Origin of the sequence: Yinghuangia aomiensis (assembly GCF_039542225.1) — a bacterium.
GTDB classification, from domain to species: Bacteria; Actinomycetota; Actinomycetes; order Streptomycetales; family Streptomycetaceae; genus Yinghuangia; species Yinghuangia aomiensis.
The window spans coordinates 36,923-56,966 of sequence record NZ_BAABHS010000043.1 but is presented as its reverse complement, the minus strand read 5'-3'; the positions used below and the strand labels follow the sequence as shown (position 1 = coordinate 56,966).

Genomic DNA, 20,044 nt, shown 5'->3' with positions numbered 1-20,044 from the left:
GAGGGTGGAGACCCTCGAAACGACGCCGCAGACGCGCGCCCGGATGAGCCGCCAGAAGAGCCGCGACACGCAGCTGGAGCTGAACCTGCGCAAGGCCCTCCACGCGTCGGGTCTGCGCTATCGCGTGCACCGGAGACCCCTGAAGGGCATACGCCGCGAGGCCGACGTCGTCTTCGGCCCGGCAAGGGTCGCCGTGTTCGTCGACGGCTGTTTCTGGCACGGCTGCCCGGAGCACGCCACCTGGCCCAAGAACAACGCCGAGTTCTGGCGCAACAAGATCGAAGGCAACCGCGTCCGCGACGCCGACACCGACGCCCGCCTCGCCGCCGCCGGCTGGCTCGCCGTCCGTATCTGGGAACACGAGTCCCCTGCGGAGGCGGCGGAAAGAGTCCGCACGGCAGTCGTGGCGCGGAGGACGTGACAGGCCGTCTGCCCGAGTGGCGTGGGAAGTTCACCCCGGGGCTGGGGAGTTGTCACGGGAGTGCGGGGGAGGGTGACGTACCGTTAGGTGATGGTGTCTGATGCGTTGCGGCGGGCGTTGGTGGATTCGGGGGATCCGGATCCGCGGCCCTTGCCGGTGTGGGTGGCGGAGTTGCTGTGTCGGGTGGAGGCGCCGCCTCGGCTTGCTGCGCATTTGCGGTTGGTGCACGACGTGGCGTGGCGGCTGGTGGGGTGGGTGGAACGGGCGTATCCCGGGTTGGAGTTCGACCGGGAGGCGGTGTTGTTCGGGGCGGCCACGCATGACATCGGCAAGGTGGTGCATCCGGAGGAGTTGTCGGGGCCGGGGCACGCGCACGAGTTGGGCGGGTACGAGCTGTTGTACGACAGCGGTGTCGCCGCGGAGATGGCGCGGTTCGCGTGTACGCACGGGACGTGGGCGCAACCCGGCTTGCCTGTCGAGGACTTGCTGGTGTGCTTGGCCGACAAGGTGTGGAAGGGCGTACGGGTCGAGCAGCTGGAGAACCTGGTCGTCGCCCGGCTGGTTGCGGCCGAGGGCGGGCGGCGGGAGCCGTGGGAGGTGTTCGCCGGGTTGGACGACGTGCTGACGGACCTGGCGGTGGATGCGGACATGCGGCTGGCGTTCCAGGCCCGGCATCCGGTGGCGGGGGATGCCGTTCCGCGTTGGTAGACGTCCCACCAGCCCCCACCCCACCCGACCCGACCCCCACCCGCCCCGGCATGATGCTTCAGACCGAAGTGGTCCTCACCTCCGGTCTGCCGTATGACCAGGCGGCCGACGACTACCTCGCGCACCATCACCTCGCGGCCGGCAACGGCTCGCTCATGCGGGCGGTCGCCGGGGCGCTGTACGGCGCCACGCTGCCGCGTCCGCGGAGTGCCGAGGTGGCGCGGGCGATCTCGCGGCTCACGCATGCGGATCCGGCGACGGGCGAGGGCTGCGTGATCTTCCACGAGCTGATCCGGGTGGCCTTGGGCGGTGGCAATCCGATCGCCGCCCTGCCGACGGCTCTTGCGCAGGTACAGGGAGAGGAACGCGACCGCTGGGCAACAGTGTTGGTCGACGACTGGCACCCCGACAAGGCCACCGAGTTCAACGGTGCGGTGTGGCCCGCGCTCGGGTCCGCCGTGTGGGCCTTGCGGCACACGCGCACGTTCCGCGACGCGGTGTGTGTCGCCGTGGACCTGGGTGGCGATACGGACACCGTCGCCGCCATCACCGGCGGGCTCGCCGGGGCCGTCTACGGGCTCCACGGCATTCCGGAGGCCTGGCGCGTGGCCGTCCACGTCCCGCTCCCCGGCGCCCGGCCCGGCGAACGAGCCGTCTGGTGCGCCGACGACTTGGCGCGCTTGGCGGACGCACTGGCCGGATGACGCTCCCCACGCGGTAGGGTCACGGCGTCCGCTGACGGCACACCACAGCGCGGACACCCAAGCCCGAGTTCCACCGCATCGAGCGAAGCATCACGCCGAAGAGCCGGCGGACCACAGAACCACCGCACCAGTGCACCACTACACCAGTGCACCAGCACCACCGCACCACCACGGACGACCGCACCATCGAACGACCGCACCACCTGTACGCACCACCGTAACCAGACGCGGCACACGGGGAGTCGGCCATGGGGCGCGAGGCGAGGCATCGTCTGCCGAAGGAACTGCGCGGGGAGCGCCCGAGGTCCGAGCGGCGCAAGTCCGAGCGTTCGGCTTCCGGGAATGCCGCCCCCGAGCCTCCGGCCCCCGAGCTTTCGGCCATCGAGCGCGTACGATCCGAGCGTCTCGCGCTCGAACGCCCGGAGCCCGAACGCGCAGCGCCCGAAATCCCAAGGTCCGAACGGCCGATCCGCGACCGAGAAGGCCGTCAACGGGTTTCCCCCCAAAGCGCGTTCCGTGAACGCGCAGCCTTGGAACGCCGTCCCGCCTCCGATCCCGCCAGGCCCGACAGTCCCACCCCGCCCCCACCGCCGCGCCGCCGCCGCTACCTCGTCTGGACCGTCTCCCTCCTCATCGTCGCCCTCACCCTCACGACCGGCACGCTCGTCGCGCTCTCGTACACCGACTCCGGACGGGACGGCCGCGACCGGTTCGGGCCCAAGTTCGACACGCTGCCGGCCGCGCCGCTCCCCAGCGAGACGTTCGGCTTCTACCGCGTGGACAAGGACGCGGACGGCCGCTGGGGGTTGCGCACGCCCGACGGGCGCCCGTTCTACTCGCTGGGCGTCGATGCGGTGCGGCCCGGCGAGGACACCGATCGTGCGACCGGCACCTGTACGTACTGCGCCGCCATGTCCGCCGCCTATCCCGATCCGGCGGACTGGATCTCCGCGACGACCAAGCGGCTCGGTACGTGGGGCTTCAACACGCTCGGGGCCGGGTCGGACTATGCGATGTTCGGGCCGAGCTTTGCGTACGTTCCCCAGCTGGACTTCGACGGCAGCTGGCAGCCCGGCGGCCAGTCCGGCACCACGCACGACTGGTTCGATCCCGCGTTCGCCGACCACGCCGCCGATGTGGTGCGTGCCAAAGTGGCGCCGCTTGCCGTCGACCCCTACCTGATGGGCTGGTACCTCGACGACAAGCCGAATTGGGGCTTGGGCCAGAGCGGCAGTACGACGCTGCTCGAGGCGTACCTCGCGCTCCCCGACGGCGCGCCGGGGCGGCTGATGGCCGAGCAGTACCGCGGCGATCCGCAGGGCTTCGTCCGGGCCGCCGCCCGGCGCTACTTCGAGGTGACGACGCGCGCGGTGCGCCAGGTCGACCGGCACCACCTCATCCTCGGGTTCCGCGCCTCGCTGCTGTCCACCCCGGTCGAGGTGGTGAAGGAAGCCGGTTCCTGGGTGGACGTCTTCAGTGTCGACGCCTTCCAAACGACGGATGAGGCAAAAGAGTTCGCCGCCACCCTCGGCGGATCGTCCGTGGTCGCCGCGGAACCCGATCTGCGGGCGTTCCACGAGCTGAGCGGACGCCCGGTCCTGGTGTCCGGCTTCACCGCCCTCGCCGCCGACGCCGGGCTGCCCAACACCGTGCCCGGCGCCCAGCTGGTCGACGCCGGCCAGAACCAGCGCGCCGAGCGCTACGCCCAAGTCGCGCAGACGTTCTTCGACGCGCCGTGGATCGTGGGCGTGCACTGGTTCCGGTACGTCGACCAGCCCGCCGGCGGACGTACCCCCGACGGCGCGGACGGCAACGTCGGCGTGGTCGGCCTCGACGACCAGCCCTGGTCCGTCCTGACCGACCGCATGTCCGCCGTGAACGCGAAGGCGCCGTATCACGACGGGTATGCCACACCGACGCCGTAAGTCGCCGGTAAGTCAGGCCGGCATGGTAGGCCGCCGGCACGCCACGTCGTCGGAAAGCCACGTCGCCGCCCGACCCGATCCGACCCGCCCCGTCCCGAGCGGGCGCGCGCCCGGCCCACGCCGCCTCGCCCCACCCGGCCCTAGGATCGCCCCATGTCATCTTCTGTACGTCATGTCACGATCGACTGCCGTGAGCCGTACACGCTGGCGCTGTTCTGGGCCGAGGCGCTCGGCGGAAAGCTCGGCGAAGGCGATGAGCCCGGGGACGACGAGGTACTCGTCGAGAACCCGGTCGTGGGGCTGCTGTTCGAGCGGGTGCCGGAGCCCAAGGAGATCAAGAACCGGGTGCACCTCGACCTCCAGCCGCGGGACCGCAGCCGCGACGCCGAGGTCGAGCGCCTGACCGCCCTGGGCGCGACCGTCGTCGACGACCGCCGGACGCCGGACGGCAGGGGCTGGGCCGTCATGGCGGATCCGGAAGGCAACGAGTTCTGCGTCGAACGCAGCGCCGCGGAGCTGGCAGCCACCGAGGGATCGACCGAAAGCGCCACCTGAAGCACACCCAAAGCGACACCCGGAGCGTCACCGAAAGCGCCGCCGAAAGCTCGACCCAAGCCTGAACGCGCCGGGGCCGGGCGGCACCAAGCCGCCCGGCCCCGGCGTCGAAACCTACCCCCGGCCGCGGTCGGAAACCCGGATCCGGATCACCGCGCCCGGTGCAGCACCTGCAGCTCCGTGAACCCGTACAGTCCCCAAGGCCCGTTCTCCACGCCGATGCCGCTCCACTTCGCGCCGCCGAAGGGCTGGTTCGGGGCGAGGGCGAGGTGGGTGTTGACCCAGGCGGTGCCGACGTCGAGGCGGGCGGCGACGTCCGCGGCGCGGTCCGGGTCGCCGGACCACACCGAGCCGCCGAGGCCGAAGCGGCCGGTGTTGACGTGGTCGACGGTCGCCTCGAGGTCGCGGTACGTGACCACGGGCAGCGCGGGCCCGAACTGCTCCTCGTCGACGATGCGCGAGCCGTTGCCGATCCCGGTGAGGATGGTCGGTGCGTAGAAGTAGCCGCCGCCGTCGCCGACCTCCAGGCGCTGCCCGCCCGCCACGACGACCGCGCCGCCGGCCAGCGCGTCCTCGACGAGTTCGTTCACACGCTCGAACTGGGGCTTGTTGTTGACCGGGCCGAGCTGCACGCCCTCGTCGGTGCCGACGCCGACGCGTACCGCCTTGGCCTGCGCCGCGAGGGCCTCCACCAGGTCGTCGTGCAGGGACTCGGGGACGTACACGCGCTTGACGGCGGCGCACACCTGGCCGCTGTTGGTGAACGCGCCCCAGAAGATGCGCTCGGCGATCTTCGCCGGGTCGGCGTCGTCGAGGACGATCGCGGCATCGTTGCCGCCGAGTTCCAGGGTGACGCGCTTGAGGTCGGGGGCGGCCGACGCGGCGACGTGCTTGCCGGTGGCGACCGAGCCGGTGAAGCTGATCTTGCGGGCGAGCGGGTGGGCCGTCATCCACGCGCCGAGTTCGTCGCCGCCGCTGACCGTGTTGACCACGCCCGCGGGCAGGACGTCGCGCAGGATCTCGCCGACGATCAGCGTGGACAGCGGAGTGTAGGGCGACGGCTTGATGACGACCGTGTTGCCCGCCCGCAGCGCCGGGGCGATCTTCCAGAACGCGAGGGTGAGCGGGAAGTTCCACGGGGTGATGGCGGCGACCACGCCGACCGGGCGGCGGACCACCTCGACCAGGCCGCGTTCGTCGTCCTGGATGACCTCGCGGGGCAGTTCGAGGCCCGCGTAGTAGTTCAACCACGCGGCGGCGGTGTAGACCTCGCGGACCGCGTCGCCCAGCGGCTTGCCCTGTTCGGCGGTGAGGACCGCGCCGATGTCGTTCGCGCGGGCGGTCAGCGCGGCGGCGCAGGCGCGCAGGGCGGTGCGGCGGGCGTCCTCGTCGCGGCGCCACGCGGCGAACGCGCGGTCGGCGGCGGCGAACGCGGCGTCGAGCTGGTCGCGCGAGCAGTCCGGGGCCTGCGCGAAGACCGCGCCGGTCGCCGGGTTGACGACGCCGACGGTCGCGGCGGTCTCGACCGCCGCGCCGTCGATGGTCATGGAGGGGGTGGCGGTCATGGACGGCTCCGTTCTCGTGGTTCGTGGTCCCGACCCTGACCGGGCGGCGCCGGTAAGTCCAGAGGGACAGCTGTGCACTCTCCCCGCGATCCCGACTCGACGGTCGGAAATCCGCCTTGTGCGTCGGTTCGATGCTTGACACCCCGAGCGAGGGCCGGGATAGGCTGGGCTTAGCGCCCGTTCAGTAACTCTGTGTGCCCATCACCGCCCCGGCGTCACACCGCGTCGCGGGCTGCCGATCGGCCGTGTCACCGCAGTTCGCCCACCTCGCCCACCACCGCGACGGGAGACCGCCCCATGACCACCGCAGTGATCGTCGACGCCGTCCGCAGCGCTTCCGGCAAAGGCAAGCCCGGCGGCGCGCTGTCCGGCACCCACCCGGTGGCCCTGCTCGGGGACGTGCTGCGCCAGTTGGTCGAGCGCAACGGCCTCGACCCGGCGCTCGTCGACGACGTCATCACCGGCTGCGTTTCGCAGGGAGGCGACCAGGCCCTCAACATCGCCCGCAGCGCGCTGCTCGCCGCGGGCTTCCCCGAGTCGGTGCCCGGCACCACCGTCGACCGGCAGTGCGGATCCAGCCAGCAGGCCGCGCATTTCGCCGCGCAGGGCGTGATCGCGGGCGCGTACGACATCGCCATCGCGGCGGGCGTCGAGTCCATGAGCCGGGTGCCGATGGGCTTCACCGCGCAGGGCCGCAACCCGTTCGAACCGCTCGCCGAGCGCTACCCCGACGGCCTGATCCCGCAGGGTTACTCCGCCGAACTCATCGCGGCACGCTGGAAGTTCGACCGCGAGGAACTCGACGCGTTCTCGGCCCGCTCGCACCGGCTCGCGGCCGAGGCCGCCGCCGCGGGCGCGTTCGACCGGGAGATCGTGCCGATCACGGTCACCGGGCCGGACGGGTCGGCGTACGAGCACCACGTCGACGAGACCGTGCGCGCGTCGACGACTCCGGAAGGGCTCGCCGGGCTGAAGCCGGCGTTCGTCCACGAGGCCATGGGCGCGCGCTTCCCGGAGATCGACTGGCGCATCACCCCGGGGAATTCGTCGCCGCTGACGGACGGCGCCTCGGCCGTTCTGATCATGAGCGAGGAGAAGGCGAACGCGCTCGGGCTGACCCCGCGGGCCCGGTTCCATGCGTTCGCGGTGACCGGTGACGACCCGCTGCTCATGCTCACCGGGGTGATCCCGGCGACCCGCAGGGTGCTGGAGCGCGGCGGGCTCGGCATCGACGACATCGACGCGTTCGAGGTCAACGAGGCGTTCGCCCCGGTGCCGCTGGCTTGGGCGAAGGACACCGGCGCCGACCTGGCGAAGACCAACATCCGCGGCGGCGCCATCGCGCTCGGCCACCCGCTCGGCGCGTCCGGCGGACGCCTCATGGCCACCCTGCTCGGCGTGCTGGAGGCCACCGGAGGACGCTACGGCCTCCAGACCATGTGCGAAGGCGGCGGCATGGCGAACGCCACCATCATCGAACGGCTCTGACGAAGCATCAGCGGTGACGGCGGGAGTCCCGTCCGACCCGGCCGGCCTCGACCCGAGGGACAGACACCATGCGTATCGAAGGAAACGTCGCCCTCGTCACCGGGGCCGCTTCGGGCCTCGGCCGGGCGACGGCGGAACTCCTGCACGCCAAGGGCGCGTCCGTCGTCCTGCTCGACCTGCCCGGCTCGGCAGGCAAGGACGCGGCTGCGGCGCTCGGCGACCGTGCGGTCTTCGCGGCCGCGGACGTGACGTCCGAGGAGGAGGTCGGCGCCGCGCTCGACATGGCGCAGACGATGGGCCGCCTCGCCATCACCGTCAACTGCGCGGGGATCGGCAGCGCCGCCCGCACGGTCGGCCGCAACGGCGCCTTCCCGCTCGACCTTTTCGAGCGGACGGTCCGCATCAACCTCGTCGGCACCTTCAACGTCATGCGGCTGGCCGCCGAGCGCATGGTCGGCAACGACCGGCTCGACGGCGACTGCGGCGTGATCGTCAACACCGCGTCGGTGGCCGCGTTCGACGGCCAGATCGGACAGGCCGCCTACAGCGCTTCCAAGGGCGGGATCGTCGCGCTGACGCTGCCCGCCGCCCGCGACCTCGCCGCCCGGGCGATCCGCGTGATGACCATCGCGCCCGGCACGTTCGAGACTCCGCTGCTCGGCTCGCTGCCGCAGGAGGCGAAGGACTCGCTGGGCAGCCAGGTGCCGCACCCGAGCCGCCTCGGGCAGCCGTCCGAATTCGCCGCACTCGTCGCGCACATCGTGGAGAACGGCATGCTCAACGGCGAAGTGATCCGCCTCGACGGGGCGATCCGGATGGCACCGAAGTAGTCCGGAGGCGAACGGGAGTCAGTCCTTCGTGCGGTGCCCGACGGCGGCAAGCGCGATTTCCACGTACCGGCCGGCGATCTCCTGCGGCGTCAGGCGACCGTACGGCCGGTACCAGTTCGCCACCGCCTGCGCCATCGTCAGCACCGCACGCCCGGCGTCCACCGGGTACGGGGTGGTGAAGTCGCCGCGGGCCACCGCATCGCGCACGCTGGTCTGCACGAGGGCTTCGAGTTCGTCGCGCATCGCGATGTACCGGGCCCGGTTGTCCGGTTCGAGGCTGCGCGTCTCGGTGTCCAGGAACGCCATCGGCGCCCGGTTGGCCATGTACAGCACGATGCACTCGACCAGCGCGCCGAACCGCTCCACCGGGTCCGGCCCGGCTTCCTCGACGGCCGAACGGCAGCGGCCCAGCACCGCGTTCATCGAGCCGAGGAGCAGCTCGACGAGCAGTGCCTGCTTGTTCTGGTAGTGGTAGTAGAGCGCGGGCACGGTGACGCCGACGCGGCGTGCGATGTCGCGTACGGTCGTGCCGTGGTAGCCGTGCTCGTCGAACGCGTCCAGTGACGCGGCGAGGATGGGCGGCAGCCGGACCGGCTCGTAGGCCCGCCAGTCCGTGTGGCCGTCCGGCCGCAGATCCGCCACCATGCCCGTACGTCCTCCGCCTTGCCGTGGCCCGCGCCGATGCGCAGGCGAAATCCGAGTCTAGCGAGCGCTCGATACGCCCAGCAGGTACATGAGACCAGCTGCGGCGCATTCTTGACGGTTAGTCAGGTGTCAGCCGCCGGACTGCGCCGCAGGCCCCAGGTCCGGGATCGCGGCAAGTTCGGTCCGGGAGAGAATGCCCAGCTTGGGATACGCCTTGTACAGGTGGTGCCCGACCGTGCGCGGGCTGAGGAACAGCTGCGCGGCGATGTCGCGGTTCGACAGACCCTGCGCGGCGAGCCGGGTGATCTGCAGTTCCTGCGGGGTGAGGACGGCGAGCGCGCCGGTCGGCGGGGCGCTCGCGCGGGCGGCCGACGCGGTGCCGGACGCGTCGAGTTCGCCGCGCGCCCGCTCGGCCCAGGGGCGGGCGCCGAGGCGTTCGAACTCTTCCAGTGCGGTGCGGAGTTGGGTGCGCGCGTCGGTCTTGCGGCGCATGCGGCGCAGCCATTCGCCGTACAGGAGTGCGGTGCGTGCGCGTTCCATCGGCCGCCGGTCGGGCTCGTGCCGGGCGAGGGCGGCGGTCCACAGATCTTCGGCGGCTTCGTCGTCGGCGAGGAGGGCCTGGCAGCGCAGCACCATGGCTTGGGCCCAGCGCTGGCGAGAGCGTTCGGCCCAGCGTTCGAAGCGCGCCAACTGATCGGCGGCGCGCTCGGGTTCACCGATCCGGACGGCGGATTCGACGAGGTCGGGCGCGCTGCGGGTGGCGCAGATGTGGTGGCGCAGGGGCTCCCGCGCGAGCTGTTCCAGGCGGGTGACAGCGGCGCCGGCACGGCCGAGGCCCAGGTCGAGGATGCCGAGTGCCCAGTAGGCCCACGGGGTGCCCGCGGCCATGGCGCCTCCGGTTCCGGTGGCCAGGGCGGCGTCGGCGGACCGGTGGCAGGCCTCTTCGTCGCCTTCGACCGCGCGCAGCAGCGCGAGCACGCTGTGGAACTGGCTGATCCACTGCTGCTGCCCGGTGTCTTCCGCGAAGCGGAGGGCTTCGGTGGCGGTGGCGAGGGCGTCGGTGTGCAGGTCTTGGAACTGTTCGGCTTCGACTTTGAAGAACAGCAGGGTGGGCAGCCGTCCGATGCCGCCGCGCTGCCGGCTGTCCTCGACGAGGCGTGCCGCGAGGTCGTGCGCGTCGGAGTCCTGGCCCTGGGTCAGGGCGAGCCCGCACAGCAATTGCAGGACGCGGGCGTCGACTTCGGCACCGGATGCGTCCTCGACGCGGCGCACGTCGGCGAGGACGTCGCCGAGCAGCGGGGGCGGCGCTCCGTCGGGGTCCTCGGCGGCGCGGCCGAGTGCCGCGACCAGGTACTGCGCGACCGGGGTGATCGGATCGTCCGCGGGCAGTTTGATCGCGGCCAACCGGTCGATGGTGGTGAGGAGTTCGGTTTCGCCGACGTACCACCCGGCGTGTGCGGCCTGGACGAGCAGACGGGCGGCCTGTCCGGGGACGGCGTCCGCGGTCTCGTCGGCGCCCGCGACCAGCAACTTGTGCGCGCTGGGGAAGGCCCCTTGCCAGAAGTCCGCGAGACCGTGCACCAAAGCGAGGGTGGCGCGGTCGGCGGGATCGTGGGCGCCCGCGGCGCTGCGGGCCGCGAAGTCGCGGGCGCGGTCGAGGTCGCCGGCTTCGGAAGCCCACTGGGCGGCTTGGGCGAGGCGGCGTACTCGGCGGTCGGGATCGACGGTCAGGCGGGCCGCGTACTCGTACGCGCGGGCCGCCGAGGCGTAGCCGCCGCGTTCGCGGGCGCGCCCGGCGGTCGCCTCCAGGGCATCGGCGACGTCTTCGTCGGGCCCGGTGGAGGCCGCGGCGAGCTGCCAGGCGCGCCGGTCGGCCTGGTCGGGTCCGTCGAGCGCGGACGCGAGGGCACGGTGCGCGGCCAACCGGCGGTCGAGGGGGGCGCGCTGGTGGACGGCGGCGCGGATCAGCGGGTGCCGGAAGCGCGGTACCCCGTCGGCGACGTGCAGCAAGTCGGCGGTACGTGCGGGCTCCAAGTCCGCGGCCCCGGCACCGAGCGTCTCGGCGGCCCGCATCACGACGCCGACGTCGCCGGTGTCGTCCAGCGCGGCGAGCAGCAGCAGCGCCTGGGTCGCCTCGGGCAGCCTGCTGACCTGGCCGTGGAAGGCGAGTTGGAGGCGGCTGGTGAGCGGCAGTTGGCCGGGCCGGAAGACCGCCGCCTTGTTCTCGCCCTCCAGCGCGACGGGCAGTTCGCGCAGCGCGAGCGGATTGCCGTGCGCTTCGGCGAGCACTCGGAACCGGGCGGCGGGGGACAGGCCGGCGGCGTGCGCGTCCAGCAGCGCTCCCGCGTCCGTCGCGGCCAGACCGGACAGCCGCAGTTCCGGCAGCCCCGGCGCGGGGAACGAGCCTTCGCCGTCGCGGGCGCCGAACAGCATCACGACACCCTCCGCGTGCAGGCGGCGCGCGGCGAACACCAGGGCGTCGGACGAGACCCGGTCGAGCCACTGGGCATCGTCGACGACGCACAGCAGCGGCCCGTCGCCCGCGTACTCCGACAACAGCGACAGCACGGCCAAGCCCACGAACATCGGCTCGGGGGCCTGCCCCGACGCCAAGCCGAGCGCGGCGTCCAACGCACGGCGCTGCGGCTCGGGGATCGCGGCCGCATGCCCGAGGGCGGGGCGCAGCAGCATGGTGAGGCCCGCGTACGGCAGGTCCGCCTCGAACTCGACCCCGGTGCCGCGCACCACGGGTACGCCGTCGGCGGCCGCGACCGCATGGTCGAGCAGCGTCGTCTTGCCGATGCCGGCTTCGCCGCGCACCACGAGGACTCCGCTTGTCCCGTCGCGTGCCGCGCCGATCAGCGACTCGACCGCGGCCTGTTCCTGCGCCCGCCCGTGGATCATGCTTCGCACCGTAGCGCCCCGCGCGGGTCGGCGTGCCGGGGGAGGCACGCGGGCGTGACTTACGCCGGACTAGCGGACGACTTACCCAAGTACTTATGCGTGACTGATTCCGCCTCCCGTGATCCTCCGTAACTTCTTGACCTGCGGAAAGCGCCCCGGAACACCGTGACCGGGGGCCGCGGACCGGCCCGGCGGACCCCCTCCGACCGCGGCCGGGAGAAACGGAAGGACACACCGCCATGACCACCACCCCCGCCGTCGACTTCGCCGCCGCCGTCGAGCGGTACCTCGCCGCCTGGAACGAGACCGAAGCCGTCAAGCGCCGCGCGCTCGTCGAAGCCGCCTACACCCCCGACGCCACCTACACCGACCCGCTCGCCGCGGTCGCCGGGCACGACGGCATCGACACGGTCATCGGTGCGGTCCAAGGCCAGTTCGCCGGGCTGGTGTTCACCCTCGGCGGCCCCGTCGACGGCCACCACGACATCGCCCGCTTCCCGTGGCACCTCGGCCCGGCAGGCGGCGAAGCCCTCGCCATCGGCTTCGACGTCGTCGCCCTCGACCCCACCGGCCGCATCACCACCGTCCACGGCTTCCTCGACAAGGTCCCCGCCGGACTGTGAGCCGCGGCTTACCGCAGCCTGCTTGCCGCTTGGCGAAGTCCGCCCGCCGCTCACCGAAGCCTGCCGCCCGCTTACCGCGGCCGGTCCGCTCGCCCAGGCCTGCCCGCCGACCGCCGGTCGGCCACCCGGAAAGGATCCGACCGTGTCGACCAGCACCACCACCCCGCGCGCCGCCGAGGCGGAGGCCGCCCCGCCGACGACCACGTCGTGGATGCCGCTCGCCGTCCTGCTCAGCGGCATCTTCATCACCACGCTCGACTTCTTCATCGTCAACGTCGCGATCCCCGCGACCCAGGCGGACCTCGGCGCGAGCGCCGCCGCGATCCAGTGGGTCGTCGCCGGCTACGGCTTGGCCCTCGCCGCCTCGCTGATCCTCGGCGGCCGCCTCGGCGACATGTTCGGCCGGCGCCGCATGTTCGGCACGGGCATGGCGCTGTTCACCGTCGCCTCCGCGGCCTGCGGGCTGGCGCAGAACTCCGAACAGCTCATCGTCGCCCGCGTCGTCCAGGGCGCCGCCGCGGCGCTGCTGATGCCGCAGGTCCTCGGCCTGGTGAACGTGGTCTACGACGGCGCCCGCAAGGCCAAGGCGTTCACCGCGTACGGCATGACCATCGGCTTCGCCGCGGTCTTCGGCCAGCTCATCGGCGGCGGTCTGATCGCGATCGACCTGTTCGGCCTCGACTGGCGGAGCATCTTCTGGATCAACGTGCCCGTCGGTATCGCCGCCATCTTCCTCGCCCCGCGCTGCATCCCGGAGAGCCGCGGCACCGGCGGCACGCGCCTCGACCTGGTCGGTGCGGACCTGGTGGTGCTCGGGCTGGTCGCCATCGTGCTGCCGCTGGTGCAGGGCCGCGAGCAGGGCTGGCCGCTGTGGACGTGGCTGTCGCTCGCCGCCGCCCCGGTGCTCCTCGGCATCTTCGTCGTCTACCAGCGCCGCCTGGCCACCCGCGGCGGGTCGCCGCTGATGGACGTGGCGATGTTCCGCGAGCGCTCCTTCTCCGCCGGACTCGCCGTCACGCTGTCCTACCAGATGGCCATGGCGTCCTTCTTCCTCGTACTGGCGCTCTACCTGCAAATGGGGCAGGGCATGACCGCGCTGCGCTCGGGCCTGCTGTTCACGATGCTCGGCGTCGGCTACTTCGTGGGCGCCGCCCAGGCCGGAAAGGTCGCGGCGAAGCTCGGCCGCCAGGTGCTCGCACTCGGTGGCGGACTGACCGCGATCGGCTACGCGATCATCGGCGACACCGTCCACATGATCGGCGTGAGCGGGTCCGTCGGCTGGCTGGTCCCGGGCTTCCTGATCGCCGGGTACGGCATGGGCTTCGCGCTCGTCCCGATGTCCCCGATCGTGCTCGCCGGGGTCAGCCCCCGGTATGCGGCCTCGGCGGCCGGCGTGCTCAACACCGCCCAGCAGGTAGGCGGCGCGCTCGGTGTTGCGGTGGTGGGGATTGTGTTCTACGACCGGCTCGGCGGCGGCCTGGCCGCCAACGACTACGCCCACGCCTTCACCTGGGCGATGATCCCGATGATCGCCTTCCCGCTGCTGACGGCGGCGCTGGTGCAGCTGCTGCCCAGGGCGGGGGCGAAGGCGGGGGCACGGGCAGGGGCGGGGGCACGGGCGGAAAGCACCGCGGATCGGAACACCGCGGATCGGGACACTGCGGATCAGCGCACTGCGAGCTGACGGTCGGACCGGATTTGCGCATGGATCGTGGCACCGATTGCGGCGCGGATCGTGGCCCGGATCGCGGCCTCGCGGCCCGGATTGCGGCCCGGTGTCCGCCCCCTCGGAGGGGGCGGACACCGGGCCGCTCTGCGTTGTCTGCATCTGCGTTTGTTGGTCCGTGCGGCGTCTCCGGGCGGATTCCCGGAGTTTTCCGGCCGGAAGGGTTCCCGTCGCCGTGCCGGGGCATGCTGAGGATCACCGCTGCGGCGGTCGATCATCGGTGGGTCGACGGCATCCAAGGGTGACCGATTGACTACCCAAAAGGACTTATCCCAGTCGAATAGGCATCGGGTTAGTCTGAATCCGATCGAAAATCCGAGCACACGGCCGACTTCGCGGCGGCTGTGTGGTTTTGCAAGTCGTTCCGTAAGTCGTTCTGGTCGTCGTTCGGGAAGTGGTCCTGGAACGCCCCTGGGAGGTCCGGCATGTCGAACACCGAAGTACGTCGACTGAGCCCGGTCTCCGGGTTCCCGTTCGCGGTCCGCGCGACATCCGGCGCGGAAGCCCGCGCCACCGAACTCGCCGCCCGCACCGAACGCGTCGTCACCTGGCTGACCGACGCCCTGCACTTCACCCCGAGCTTGCGGCTGAGCGTCGCGGGCGAGGCCGACTGGGCGGACGTCACCGACATGCCGCTGTACGGCATGCCCCACGCACATGCCGCGGAAATTGCCGTGCCGATCGGCGAAGCGCCGTTCTACGTCGACCAACTTGCTTCGTATGAGCCGTACTTGACGGACGCCACGCGTGCCAACCTGCGCGAGGAATTCGGCGAGCAGGGATCGCTTACGCCGTACTACGAAGCGATCCACGTCCACGAACTGGTGCACCTCTACCACCAGCAAGGCTGGGACAAATACCCCGACCTTTGGCTCGTCGAACTGCACGCCAACATGGGCATGATCGGCTATCTCAACGAGATGGAACCGGACATGCTTCCGGCGGTGCAGGCCCTCACCGCCGTCGGGTACGACCTGAACGCGGCCGATCTCCCGTACCGCGACCTCGCCGACCTGCCGAAGGCCCTCGACCGTGGCCTCTTCGACTACGCCTGGTACTTCTTCCACCTCACCGTCGCCGCCGACGAACTGTGGGAGACCGGCGGCACGCGCCTGTTCCGCCGCCTGTACGAGTACGTCCGGGCGCGGCAGCACGCCGCGAATCCGGGACCGGTGACAAGGGACGAGATGTGGGCGGTGCACCCGGCGCTGGCGCAGATGATGGAGGAATGGCCGCCGTGAGGCGGAGCCTGCCCTAGGCCGTGCCGGGCAGGCCCCGCCGTCGCGACGTGGTCAGTTGTTCCGGTTGTTCCGGTCGTTCCCGTCGTTCGGTCGTACCGGTTGTTCGGTTATAGAGGTGTGGTCAGCTGGTAGGCGTGGTCAGCTGTAGAGGCGCCCGGCGAAGCGGCGGGTGAAGCCGTCGCCGGAGTCCGCGGTGACCGTGATGTCGTAGCGTCCGGCCGCGGTGGCGGCCAGATCGGTCCGGTGCGTCTCGCCCGGCGCGACGCTGACCGTCGCCGCGGCCCCGCCCGACGCACCTTCCGCCGCGTTCGCCGCGATCGTGAACACGGCCGCCTTGCCGCCGGAGTTCGTGAGCGTGAGCGTGAGCCTGCGCCCCGGGCGGTCGACGACCGCCGCCTCCGGGTGGGCCTTTCCGGCGTCGCGCCACGTGCGGACGTCGCCCTTGAAGCCGCGCAGGTAGCCGTCCGGGCCGTGCGCGTCGATGTCGTACGGTCCGCCGCTCACGCCCAGCGCGCTGAAGTAGTCCTGCACGCTGCCGCCGGCCGGGACGGTGTACTGCCACGCGCCGAAGTTGCGGTGGTTGACCGTGTACATCGAGAATCCGGCGCCGAGCTGCCCGGTGTTGGCGACCTTGATCCAGAAGGTGCCGTTGTCGCTCTGCGTCCACGACGACGTCGCGAACCCGTAGGCGAGCGGTAGCCCTTCGCGGTCGCCGCTCTCCTGCCCGGGCTGGTGCTGGATGATCGGCGGGGTGAGCGGCGGCAACTTCCAGCGCTGACCGGCGAGATCGTCGAGCAGCTTCTTGGTGTCCGGCAGCGTCGGGAACGCCACGTTCGTGCCCGTGAACGCGAACGCGCTGAGCAGGTCGCCGCAGACGGTGCGGCGCCATTGGGAGATGTTGGTCTCGCGGACGCCCGTCCACCGTTCGAGGAAGCGCAGCACGGAGGTGTGGTCGAACACCTCCGAACACGTCCGCGCCCCGCGGCTCCACGGCGAGATCACGATCATCGGCACCCGCGCCCCGAGGCCGATCGGCTGCCCGTTGACGAATTCGTCCGGCGTGCCCGCCGGGGGAGTGGGCGGCACGACGTGGTCGAAGAAGCCGTCGTTCTCGTCGTAGTTGAGGAACACGACGGTCTTCGCCCACACGGCCGGGTTCTTGGCGAGCGCATCGAGCACGTACGAGGCGGTGAAGTCGGCCCCCTGCGCGGGCGCGTAGTTCGGGTGCTCGGACTGCGCCTCGGGCGCCACGACCCAACTGACCGCCGGCAGCCGCCCGGCGGCGACGTCGTCCGCGAACGCGGTGGCGCCGCGGCGGGTCATGCCGTTGACCCACAGCGACGAGTCCTGCGGCGCGTTCTGGAACTGCTTGAACCACGCGAGCGCGTTGTCGTCGTAGTTGTCCTGCTGCTGGTATACGCGCCAGGAAACCCCGGCGGCCTCAAGGCGCTCCGGGTACGTCGTCCACGTATACCCCTTCTCGCTGTTGTCCGTCACCGGCCCGCCGGCCTCGCCGCGCGGGTCGATCGTGCCGCTCCACAGGAACAGCCGGTTCGGGTTCGTGGACGTCATCGACGAGCAGAAGTACTGGTCGCAGACGGTGAAGTTGTCGGCGAGCGCGTACTGGAACGGGATGTCGGCGCGGGTGTAGTACCCCATCGTCATCCACGTCTTCGCGGGAATCCAGTTGCTGTACTGGCCGTTCGCCCAGGCGCTGTGCCCGCCGTCCCAACTGTGGTCGAGCCCGTTGACGCGCTGCGCGTTGGTCTTCGTCGTGTCGAGGTGCCAAGGCAGCAGCGTGGTACCGCCGTTCAGCCCCAGCAGGCGCTGGTGCAGGACATCACCGCCGTTGGCGAACCGGACGAGCGAACGGTCGTTGTACCCGCGCACGCCCGCCAAGGTGCCGAAGTAGTGGTCGAAGCTGCGGTTCTCCTGCATGAGGATGACGACGTGCTCGATGTCGTCCAAGGTGCCCGGCATACCGTCCGTCGCGGCCACCGCCTCCGCAACCACAGGAGACAAACCGGACCCGGCGAGCGCCACACCCGCACCGGAAGCCGCCGCGGCACCGATGAAGCCGCGGCGGGAAAGCGGAGACATACGAAGTCCTCCCAGACGTCGGCGCGCCCCGGCCGCCCCTGTCGGGGACGGTTGTGGTTCGTGGTCTGCAGTTCGTGGTCGGCGGTTCGGGTCCGTGGTTCGGAGGCGGTGGGCCGGTGGTGCCGGTCGAGCCTTGCGGCCCGGCCGTTCCCACCGTTCCTTCCGCTCCGCTTCCGTCCCTGCCGTTCCACCCGTCCCTACCGGCCGGTAACGCGATCGGGGCCATCGTTGCGGGTCGGCGGGTGTGCGTGCAGGGGGTTTCGGGGGGCCGGGGTGTTAAGTGCGAGGGAATTTTGGGGCGGGGCGGGAGGTGACACGTGTGGGAGTGGAGGTGACACGTGTGGAGTGCGGTGGGGGCGTGAGGTTGGGTGAGGTCGTGGGGTGGGGGTTGTCGTGCGACCCGGTCTGCTTTCGGGGCATCCCGGTCTGCTATCCCGGCATTCCGGTGTGTGCGAACCATCCGGGGCTGGGGCGCGTTCTCCTCCATGACAGGGGTGGCACGGAGGAAGACCGGCTCGGCTGGGGAGGGTGGCACATGCCAGGGAGCGTCAGCGGCGGAATGTGGGGGAGCAACGACATCGGGGGTGCTGATCTGACGCCCGGGGCGAACCGCGCACTCCCGACCGGGACGCTGACCATGGCCGTCCCCGGCCCCTTCGACCTCTCGCTCCTCATCACCGGTGACTCCGGCCGCGTCTCCGGCGACGCCGACTTCGTCTTCTTCAACCAGACCACCGCCCCCGGCGTCACCCTCCGCGACGCCACCGCCGCGGCAGTCGACCCACCCCGCCTCCGCGCCGGGGCAACCCGCGTCACGCTGGTCGTCAGCCCCGCCGACCCCAGCGCCCGCCTCGGCGCCCTTCCGACCCCCACCCTCACGGTCGCCACCTCCGCCACCGGCGTCGCGACCCGCTTCACCCCGCACCCGGTGACCCGCGAAACCGTCCTCCTCCTCGCCGAGCTGTACCACCGCAACGGCATCTGGAAGATCCGCGCCATCGGCCAGGGCTACGCCGACGGCCTGGCAGGCATCGCCCGCGACTTCGGCGTAGATGTCACAGAAGACACAGAGTCCCCAACAGCCCCTCCCACCTCCCCACCCCCCTCAACCTCGCCAGGCTCTCCCCACTTCTCCGCATTCGCCCCCGGGGTCCCTTCCTCCCCCCTGGCCCAATGGCGTACCGAGGTCATCGCCCTCACCAACGCCGAACGCACCCGCGCCGGCCTGGGCACCCTCACCGAAGAGGCCCGCCTCACCACCGCCGCCCAGTCCCACAGCGACGACATGGCCGGCCGCAACTACTTCGACCACACCGGCCTCGACGGCCGCCACCCCGCCGACCGCGTCACCGCCGCGGGCTACACCTACCGCCGCTGCGCCGAAAACATCGCCGCCGGCCAACAGACCCCCGCCGAAGTAGTCGACGGCTGGATGAACAGCCCAGGCCACCGCGCCAACATCCTCACCCCGGACCTCACCCAAATCGGCATCGGCATAGCCCACGGCGGCACCTACGGCATCTACTGGACCCAGGTCTTCGGAACGCCGATGGGAAGCGCGAATCCGTTTGGGGGGTGAGGGTGGTGCGGGTGCGGGTGCGGGTGCGGGCGTCGGTCGGGCGGCGGACGACTGTGGCTGCCTCGGGCGGCCTTGACACGGGGTCTCCGGCCGCGATGCCCGTCGGTTCGCCGGACGCCGAAGCTGCGAAACGCCGAGTCCCGGAGCCCGGGTGCCGGCCCCTTGACCCCTGATCTACTCGTCAGTGCCCACCCCCTGCGGCACTCCCACACCCCCCGCCGCTCAAAGCCCCTTGGCCACTCCCGCCTGGTCGGCCCTTCGCCCCCGCTTCCCCCTCCGCGGTCTCGCAGCGGTCGCCTTGATGGGTTGTCCCCACCCGCACCACCTCTCACCAGCGCCCCACCCCGATACCGCGTCGCAGGCACCTCCCGAACCTTGGTAAGGTTGTCCCAGACAACGCGGCCACGCCGCGGTCACCGGTCCGGGTGGCGGAATAGGCAGACGCGCTAGCTTGAGGTGCTAGTGCCCGAAAGGGCATGGGGGTTCAAGTCCCCCCTCGGACACGACGAGATCTCCATATTGCGGGATTCGGATCCCTCCCGAATCCCGCAATGTGGAGTTTTTCGGCTTAAGCGAGTGTTTTGCTGGGCGATAGTAGAAGTCCTTTTTTGCGCTTTCGTTGGCGTCGCAACGTCTGATCCCGTCGGTTGTGATGATGGCGGCGTCGGCTGGGGCTGATCGTCTCATGGCACTTTGTGGGGCATAGGTGCGCTTCGCCCCTGTCGCCGAACGGCGCTGCACCATCAGCCCAGCGTTCGGCTGGGGAATCTTGCCGAGGTGCTCGGCGGGAAGCCCGGAATCGTCGACGGCACCGATCCGCGTGCGACGGCCCGCTGTCGGTCCCCCAAGGGCTGCGAGCGGTTCACCTCCAGCAAGAGCAGGGAGGACGCGGTCAAGGCCATGGTCTTCACCGGCGAAGCCGACCGCGCACTGTTCTGCAGCCAGAGCACGGCAGACCGCTGCGTGGACATCGCCCACGCCCGCCGATTAAGAACTTGGCTGGCTCCTCGCCGACGAGCCACTGTTTGAC

16 protein-coding genes and 1 tRNA gene are annotated in these 20,044 nt (G+C 71.3%); 13 read left to right on the top strand and 4 right to left on the bottom strand.

Annotation, left to right across the window (positions count from 1 at the left end; all coding sequences use genetic code 11):
- Positions 1 to 4 precede the first annotated feature (4 nt).
- The 5 genes from ABEA93_RS36550 (at position 5) to ABEA93_RS36530 (ending at position 4,313) form a co-directional block, all read left to right on the top strand.
- On the top strand, positions 5 to 421 hold the full coding sequence (locus ABEA93_RS36550; RefSeq protein ID WP_345680256.1) for a very short patch repair endonuclease: 417 nt from the start codon (positions 5 to 7) through the stop codon (positions 419 to 421).
- A 90-nt stretch (positions 422 to 511) separates the two neighbouring features.
- Positions 512 to 1,129, top strand: coding sequence for an HD domain-containing protein (locus ABEA93_RS36545; protein WP_345680255.1), 618 nt, complete (start codon positions 512 to 514; stop codon positions 1,127 to 1,129).
- A 50-nt stretch (positions 1,130 to 1,179) separates the two neighbouring features.
- A complete protein-coding gene (locus ABEA93_RS36540) occupies positions 1,180 to 1,833 on the top strand; it encodes an ADP-ribosylglycohydrolase family protein (protein ID WP_345680254.1) in 654 nt (217 codons plus the stop codon).
- 530 nt (positions 1,834 to 2,363) lie between these two features.
- A complete protein-coding gene (locus ABEA93_RS36535; RefSeq protein WP_345680253.1) occupies positions 2,364 to 3,758 on the top strand; it encodes a hypothetical protein in 1,395 nt (464 codons plus the stop codon).
- A 153-nt stretch (positions 3,759 to 3,911) separates the two neighbouring features.
- Positions 3,912 to 4,313 (top strand): VOC family protein, encoded by a 402-nt coding sequence (locus tag ABEA93_RS36530; RefSeq protein ID WP_345680252.1) that lies wholly within the window; start codon positions 3,912 to 3,914, stop codon positions 4,311 to 4,313.
- A 149-nt stretch (positions 4,314 to 4,462) separates the two neighbouring features.
- On the opposite strand, the gene ABEA93_RS36525 is transcribed toward ABEA93_RS36530, so the two are convergent.
- Positions 4,463 to 5,878: an aldehyde dehydrogenase family protein gene (locus ABEA93_RS36525; protein ID WP_345680251.1), complete on the bottom strand. Its 1,416-nt coding sequence runs from the start codon at positions 5,876 to 5,878 to the stop codon at positions 4,463 to 4,465.
- A gap of 297 nt (positions 5,879 to 6,175) precedes the next feature.
- Here ABEA93_RS36525 and ABEA93_RS36520 point away from each other — a divergent pair, with 297 nt between their 5' ends.
- Both ABEA93_RS36520 and ABEA93_RS36515 read left to right on the top strand, forming a co-directional pair.
- Positions 6,176 to 7,366, top strand: coding sequence for a thiolase family protein (locus ABEA93_RS36520; protein ID WP_345680250.1), 1,191 nt, complete (start codon positions 6,176 to 6,178; stop codon positions 7,364 to 7,366).
- A 68-nt stretch (positions 7,367 to 7,434) separates the two neighbouring features.
- Positions 7,435 to 8,196 (top strand): 3-hydroxyacyl-CoA dehydrogenase, encoded by a 762-nt coding sequence (locus ABEA93_RS36515; RefSeq protein ID WP_345680249.1) that lies wholly within the window; start codon positions 7,435 to 7,437, stop codon positions 8,194 to 8,196.
- A gap of 18 nt (positions 8,197 to 8,214) precedes the next feature.
- Here ABEA93_RS36515 and ABEA93_RS36510 read toward each other — a convergent pair whose 3' ends face one another.
- Both ABEA93_RS36510 and ABEA93_RS36505 read right to left on the bottom strand, forming a co-directional pair.
- On the bottom strand, positions 8,215 to 8,841 hold the full coding sequence (locus ABEA93_RS36510) for a TetR/AcrR family transcriptional regulator (protein ID WP_345680248.1): 627 nt from the start codon (positions 8,839 to 8,841) through the stop codon (positions 8,215 to 8,217).
- Positions 8,842 to 8,970: 129 nt separating this feature from the next.
- Complete coding sequence (locus tag ABEA93_RS36505) at positions 8,971 to 11,745, bottom strand: ATP-binding protein (RefSeq protein WP_345680247.1); 2,775 nt, start codon at positions 11,743 to 11,745, stop codon at positions 8,971 to 8,973.
- 239 nt (positions 11,746 to 11,984) lie between these two features.
- Between ABEA93_RS36505 and ABEA93_RS36500 the strand changes: the two genes are divergently transcribed.
- The 3 genes from ABEA93_RS36500 (at position 11,985) to ABEA93_RS36490 (ending at position 15,335) form a co-directional block, all read left to right on the top strand.
- Positions 11,985 to 12,368: a nuclear transport factor 2 family protein gene (locus tag ABEA93_RS36500; protein WP_345680246.1), complete on the top strand. Its 384-nt coding sequence runs from the start codon at positions 11,985 to 11,987 to the stop codon at positions 12,366 to 12,368.
- 142 nt (positions 12,369 to 12,510) lie between these two features.
- Positions 12,511 to 14,052: an MFS transporter gene (locus tag ABEA93_RS36495; protein ID WP_345680245.1), complete on the top strand. Its 1,542-nt coding sequence runs from the start codon at positions 12,511 to 12,513 to the stop codon at positions 14,050 to 14,052.
- 467 nt (positions 14,053 to 14,519) lie between these two features.
- On the top strand, positions 14,520 to 15,335 hold the full coding sequence (locus tag ABEA93_RS36490) for a hypothetical protein (RefSeq protein WP_345680244.1): 816 nt from the start codon (positions 14,520 to 14,522) through the stop codon (positions 15,333 to 15,335).
- Between the two features lie 138 nt (positions 15,336 to 15,473).
- On the opposite strand, the gene ABEA93_RS36485 is transcribed toward ABEA93_RS36490, so the two are convergent.
- On the bottom strand, positions 15,474 to 17,435 hold the full coding sequence (locus ABEA93_RS36485; protein WP_345680243.1) for a phosphocholine-specific phospholipase C: 1,962 nt from the start codon (positions 17,433 to 17,435) through the stop codon (positions 15,474 to 15,476).
- A gap of 535 nt (positions 17,436 to 17,970) precedes the next feature.
- Between ABEA93_RS36485 and ABEA93_RS36480 the strand changes: the two genes are divergently transcribed.
- From ABEA93_RS36480 to ABEA93_RS36470, 3 genes are all read left to right on the top strand, one after another.
- On the top strand, positions 17,971 to 19,014 hold the full coding sequence (locus tag ABEA93_RS36480; protein WP_345680242.1) for a CAP domain-containing protein: 1,044 nt from the start codon (positions 17,971 to 17,973) through the stop codon (positions 19,012 to 19,014).
- 419 nt (positions 19,015 to 19,433) lie between these two features.
- Positions 19,434 to 19,517, top strand: a tRNA-Leu gene (locus ABEA93_RS36475).
- 274 nt (positions 19,518 to 19,791) lie between these two features.
- Positions 19,792 to 20,043, top strand: coding sequence for a hypothetical protein (locus tag ABEA93_RS36470; protein ID WP_345680241.1), 252 nt, complete (start codon positions 19,792 to 19,794; stop codon positions 20,041 to 20,043).
- Position 20,044: the final 1 nt, after the last annotated feature.

Bases quoted from the DNA above. Each gene is read 5' to 3' on its own strand.
- ABEA93_RS36545 (WP_345680255.1), top strand. From the start codon at position 512: ATGGTGTCTGATGCGTTGCGGCGGGCGTTGGTGGATTCGGGGGATCCG.
- ABEA93_RS36540 (WP_345680254.1), top strand. From the start codon at position 1,180: ATGATGCTTCAGACCGAAGTGGTCCTCACCTCCGGTCTGCCGTATGAC.
- ABEA93_RS36530 (WP_345680252.1), top strand. From the start codon at position 3,912: ATGTCATCTTCTGTACGTCATGTCACGATCGACTGCCGTGAGCCGTAC.
- ABEA93_RS36525 (WP_345680251.1), bottom strand. From the start codon at position 5,878: ATGACCGCCACCCCCTCCATGACCATCGACGGCGCGGCGGTCGAGACC.
- ABEA93_RS36520 (WP_345680250.1), top strand. From the start codon at position 6,176: ATGACCACCGCAGTGATCGTCGACGCCGTCCGCAGCGCTTCCGGCAAA.
- ABEA93_RS36515 (WP_345680249.1), top strand. From the start codon at position 7,435: ATGCGTATCGAAGGAAACGTCGCCCTCGTCACCGGGGCCGCTTCGGGC.
- ABEA93_RS36510 (WP_345680248.1), bottom strand. From the start codon at position 8,841: ATGGTGGCGGATCTGCGGCCGGACGGCCACACGGACTGGCGGGCCTAC.
- ABEA93_RS36505 (WP_345680247.1), bottom strand. From the start codon at position 11,745: ATGATCCACGGGCGGGCGCAGGAACAGGCCGCGGTCGAGTCGCTGATC.
- ABEA93_RS36500 (WP_345680246.1), top strand. From the start codon at position 11,985: ATGACCACCACCCCCGCCGTCGACTTCGCCGCCGCCGTCGAGCGGTAC.
- ABEA93_RS36490 (WP_345680244.1), top strand. From the start codon at position 14,520: ATGTCGAACACCGAAGTACGTCGACTGAGCCCGGTCTCCGGGTTCCCG.
- ABEA93_RS36485 (WP_345680243.1), bottom strand. From the start codon at position 17,435: ATGTCTCCGCTTTCCCGCCGCGGCTTCATCGGTGCCGCGGCGGCTTCC.
- ABEA93_RS36480 (WP_345680242.1), top strand. From the start codon at position 17,971: ATGCCAGGGAGCGTCAGCGGCGGAATGTGGGGGAGCAACGACATCGGG.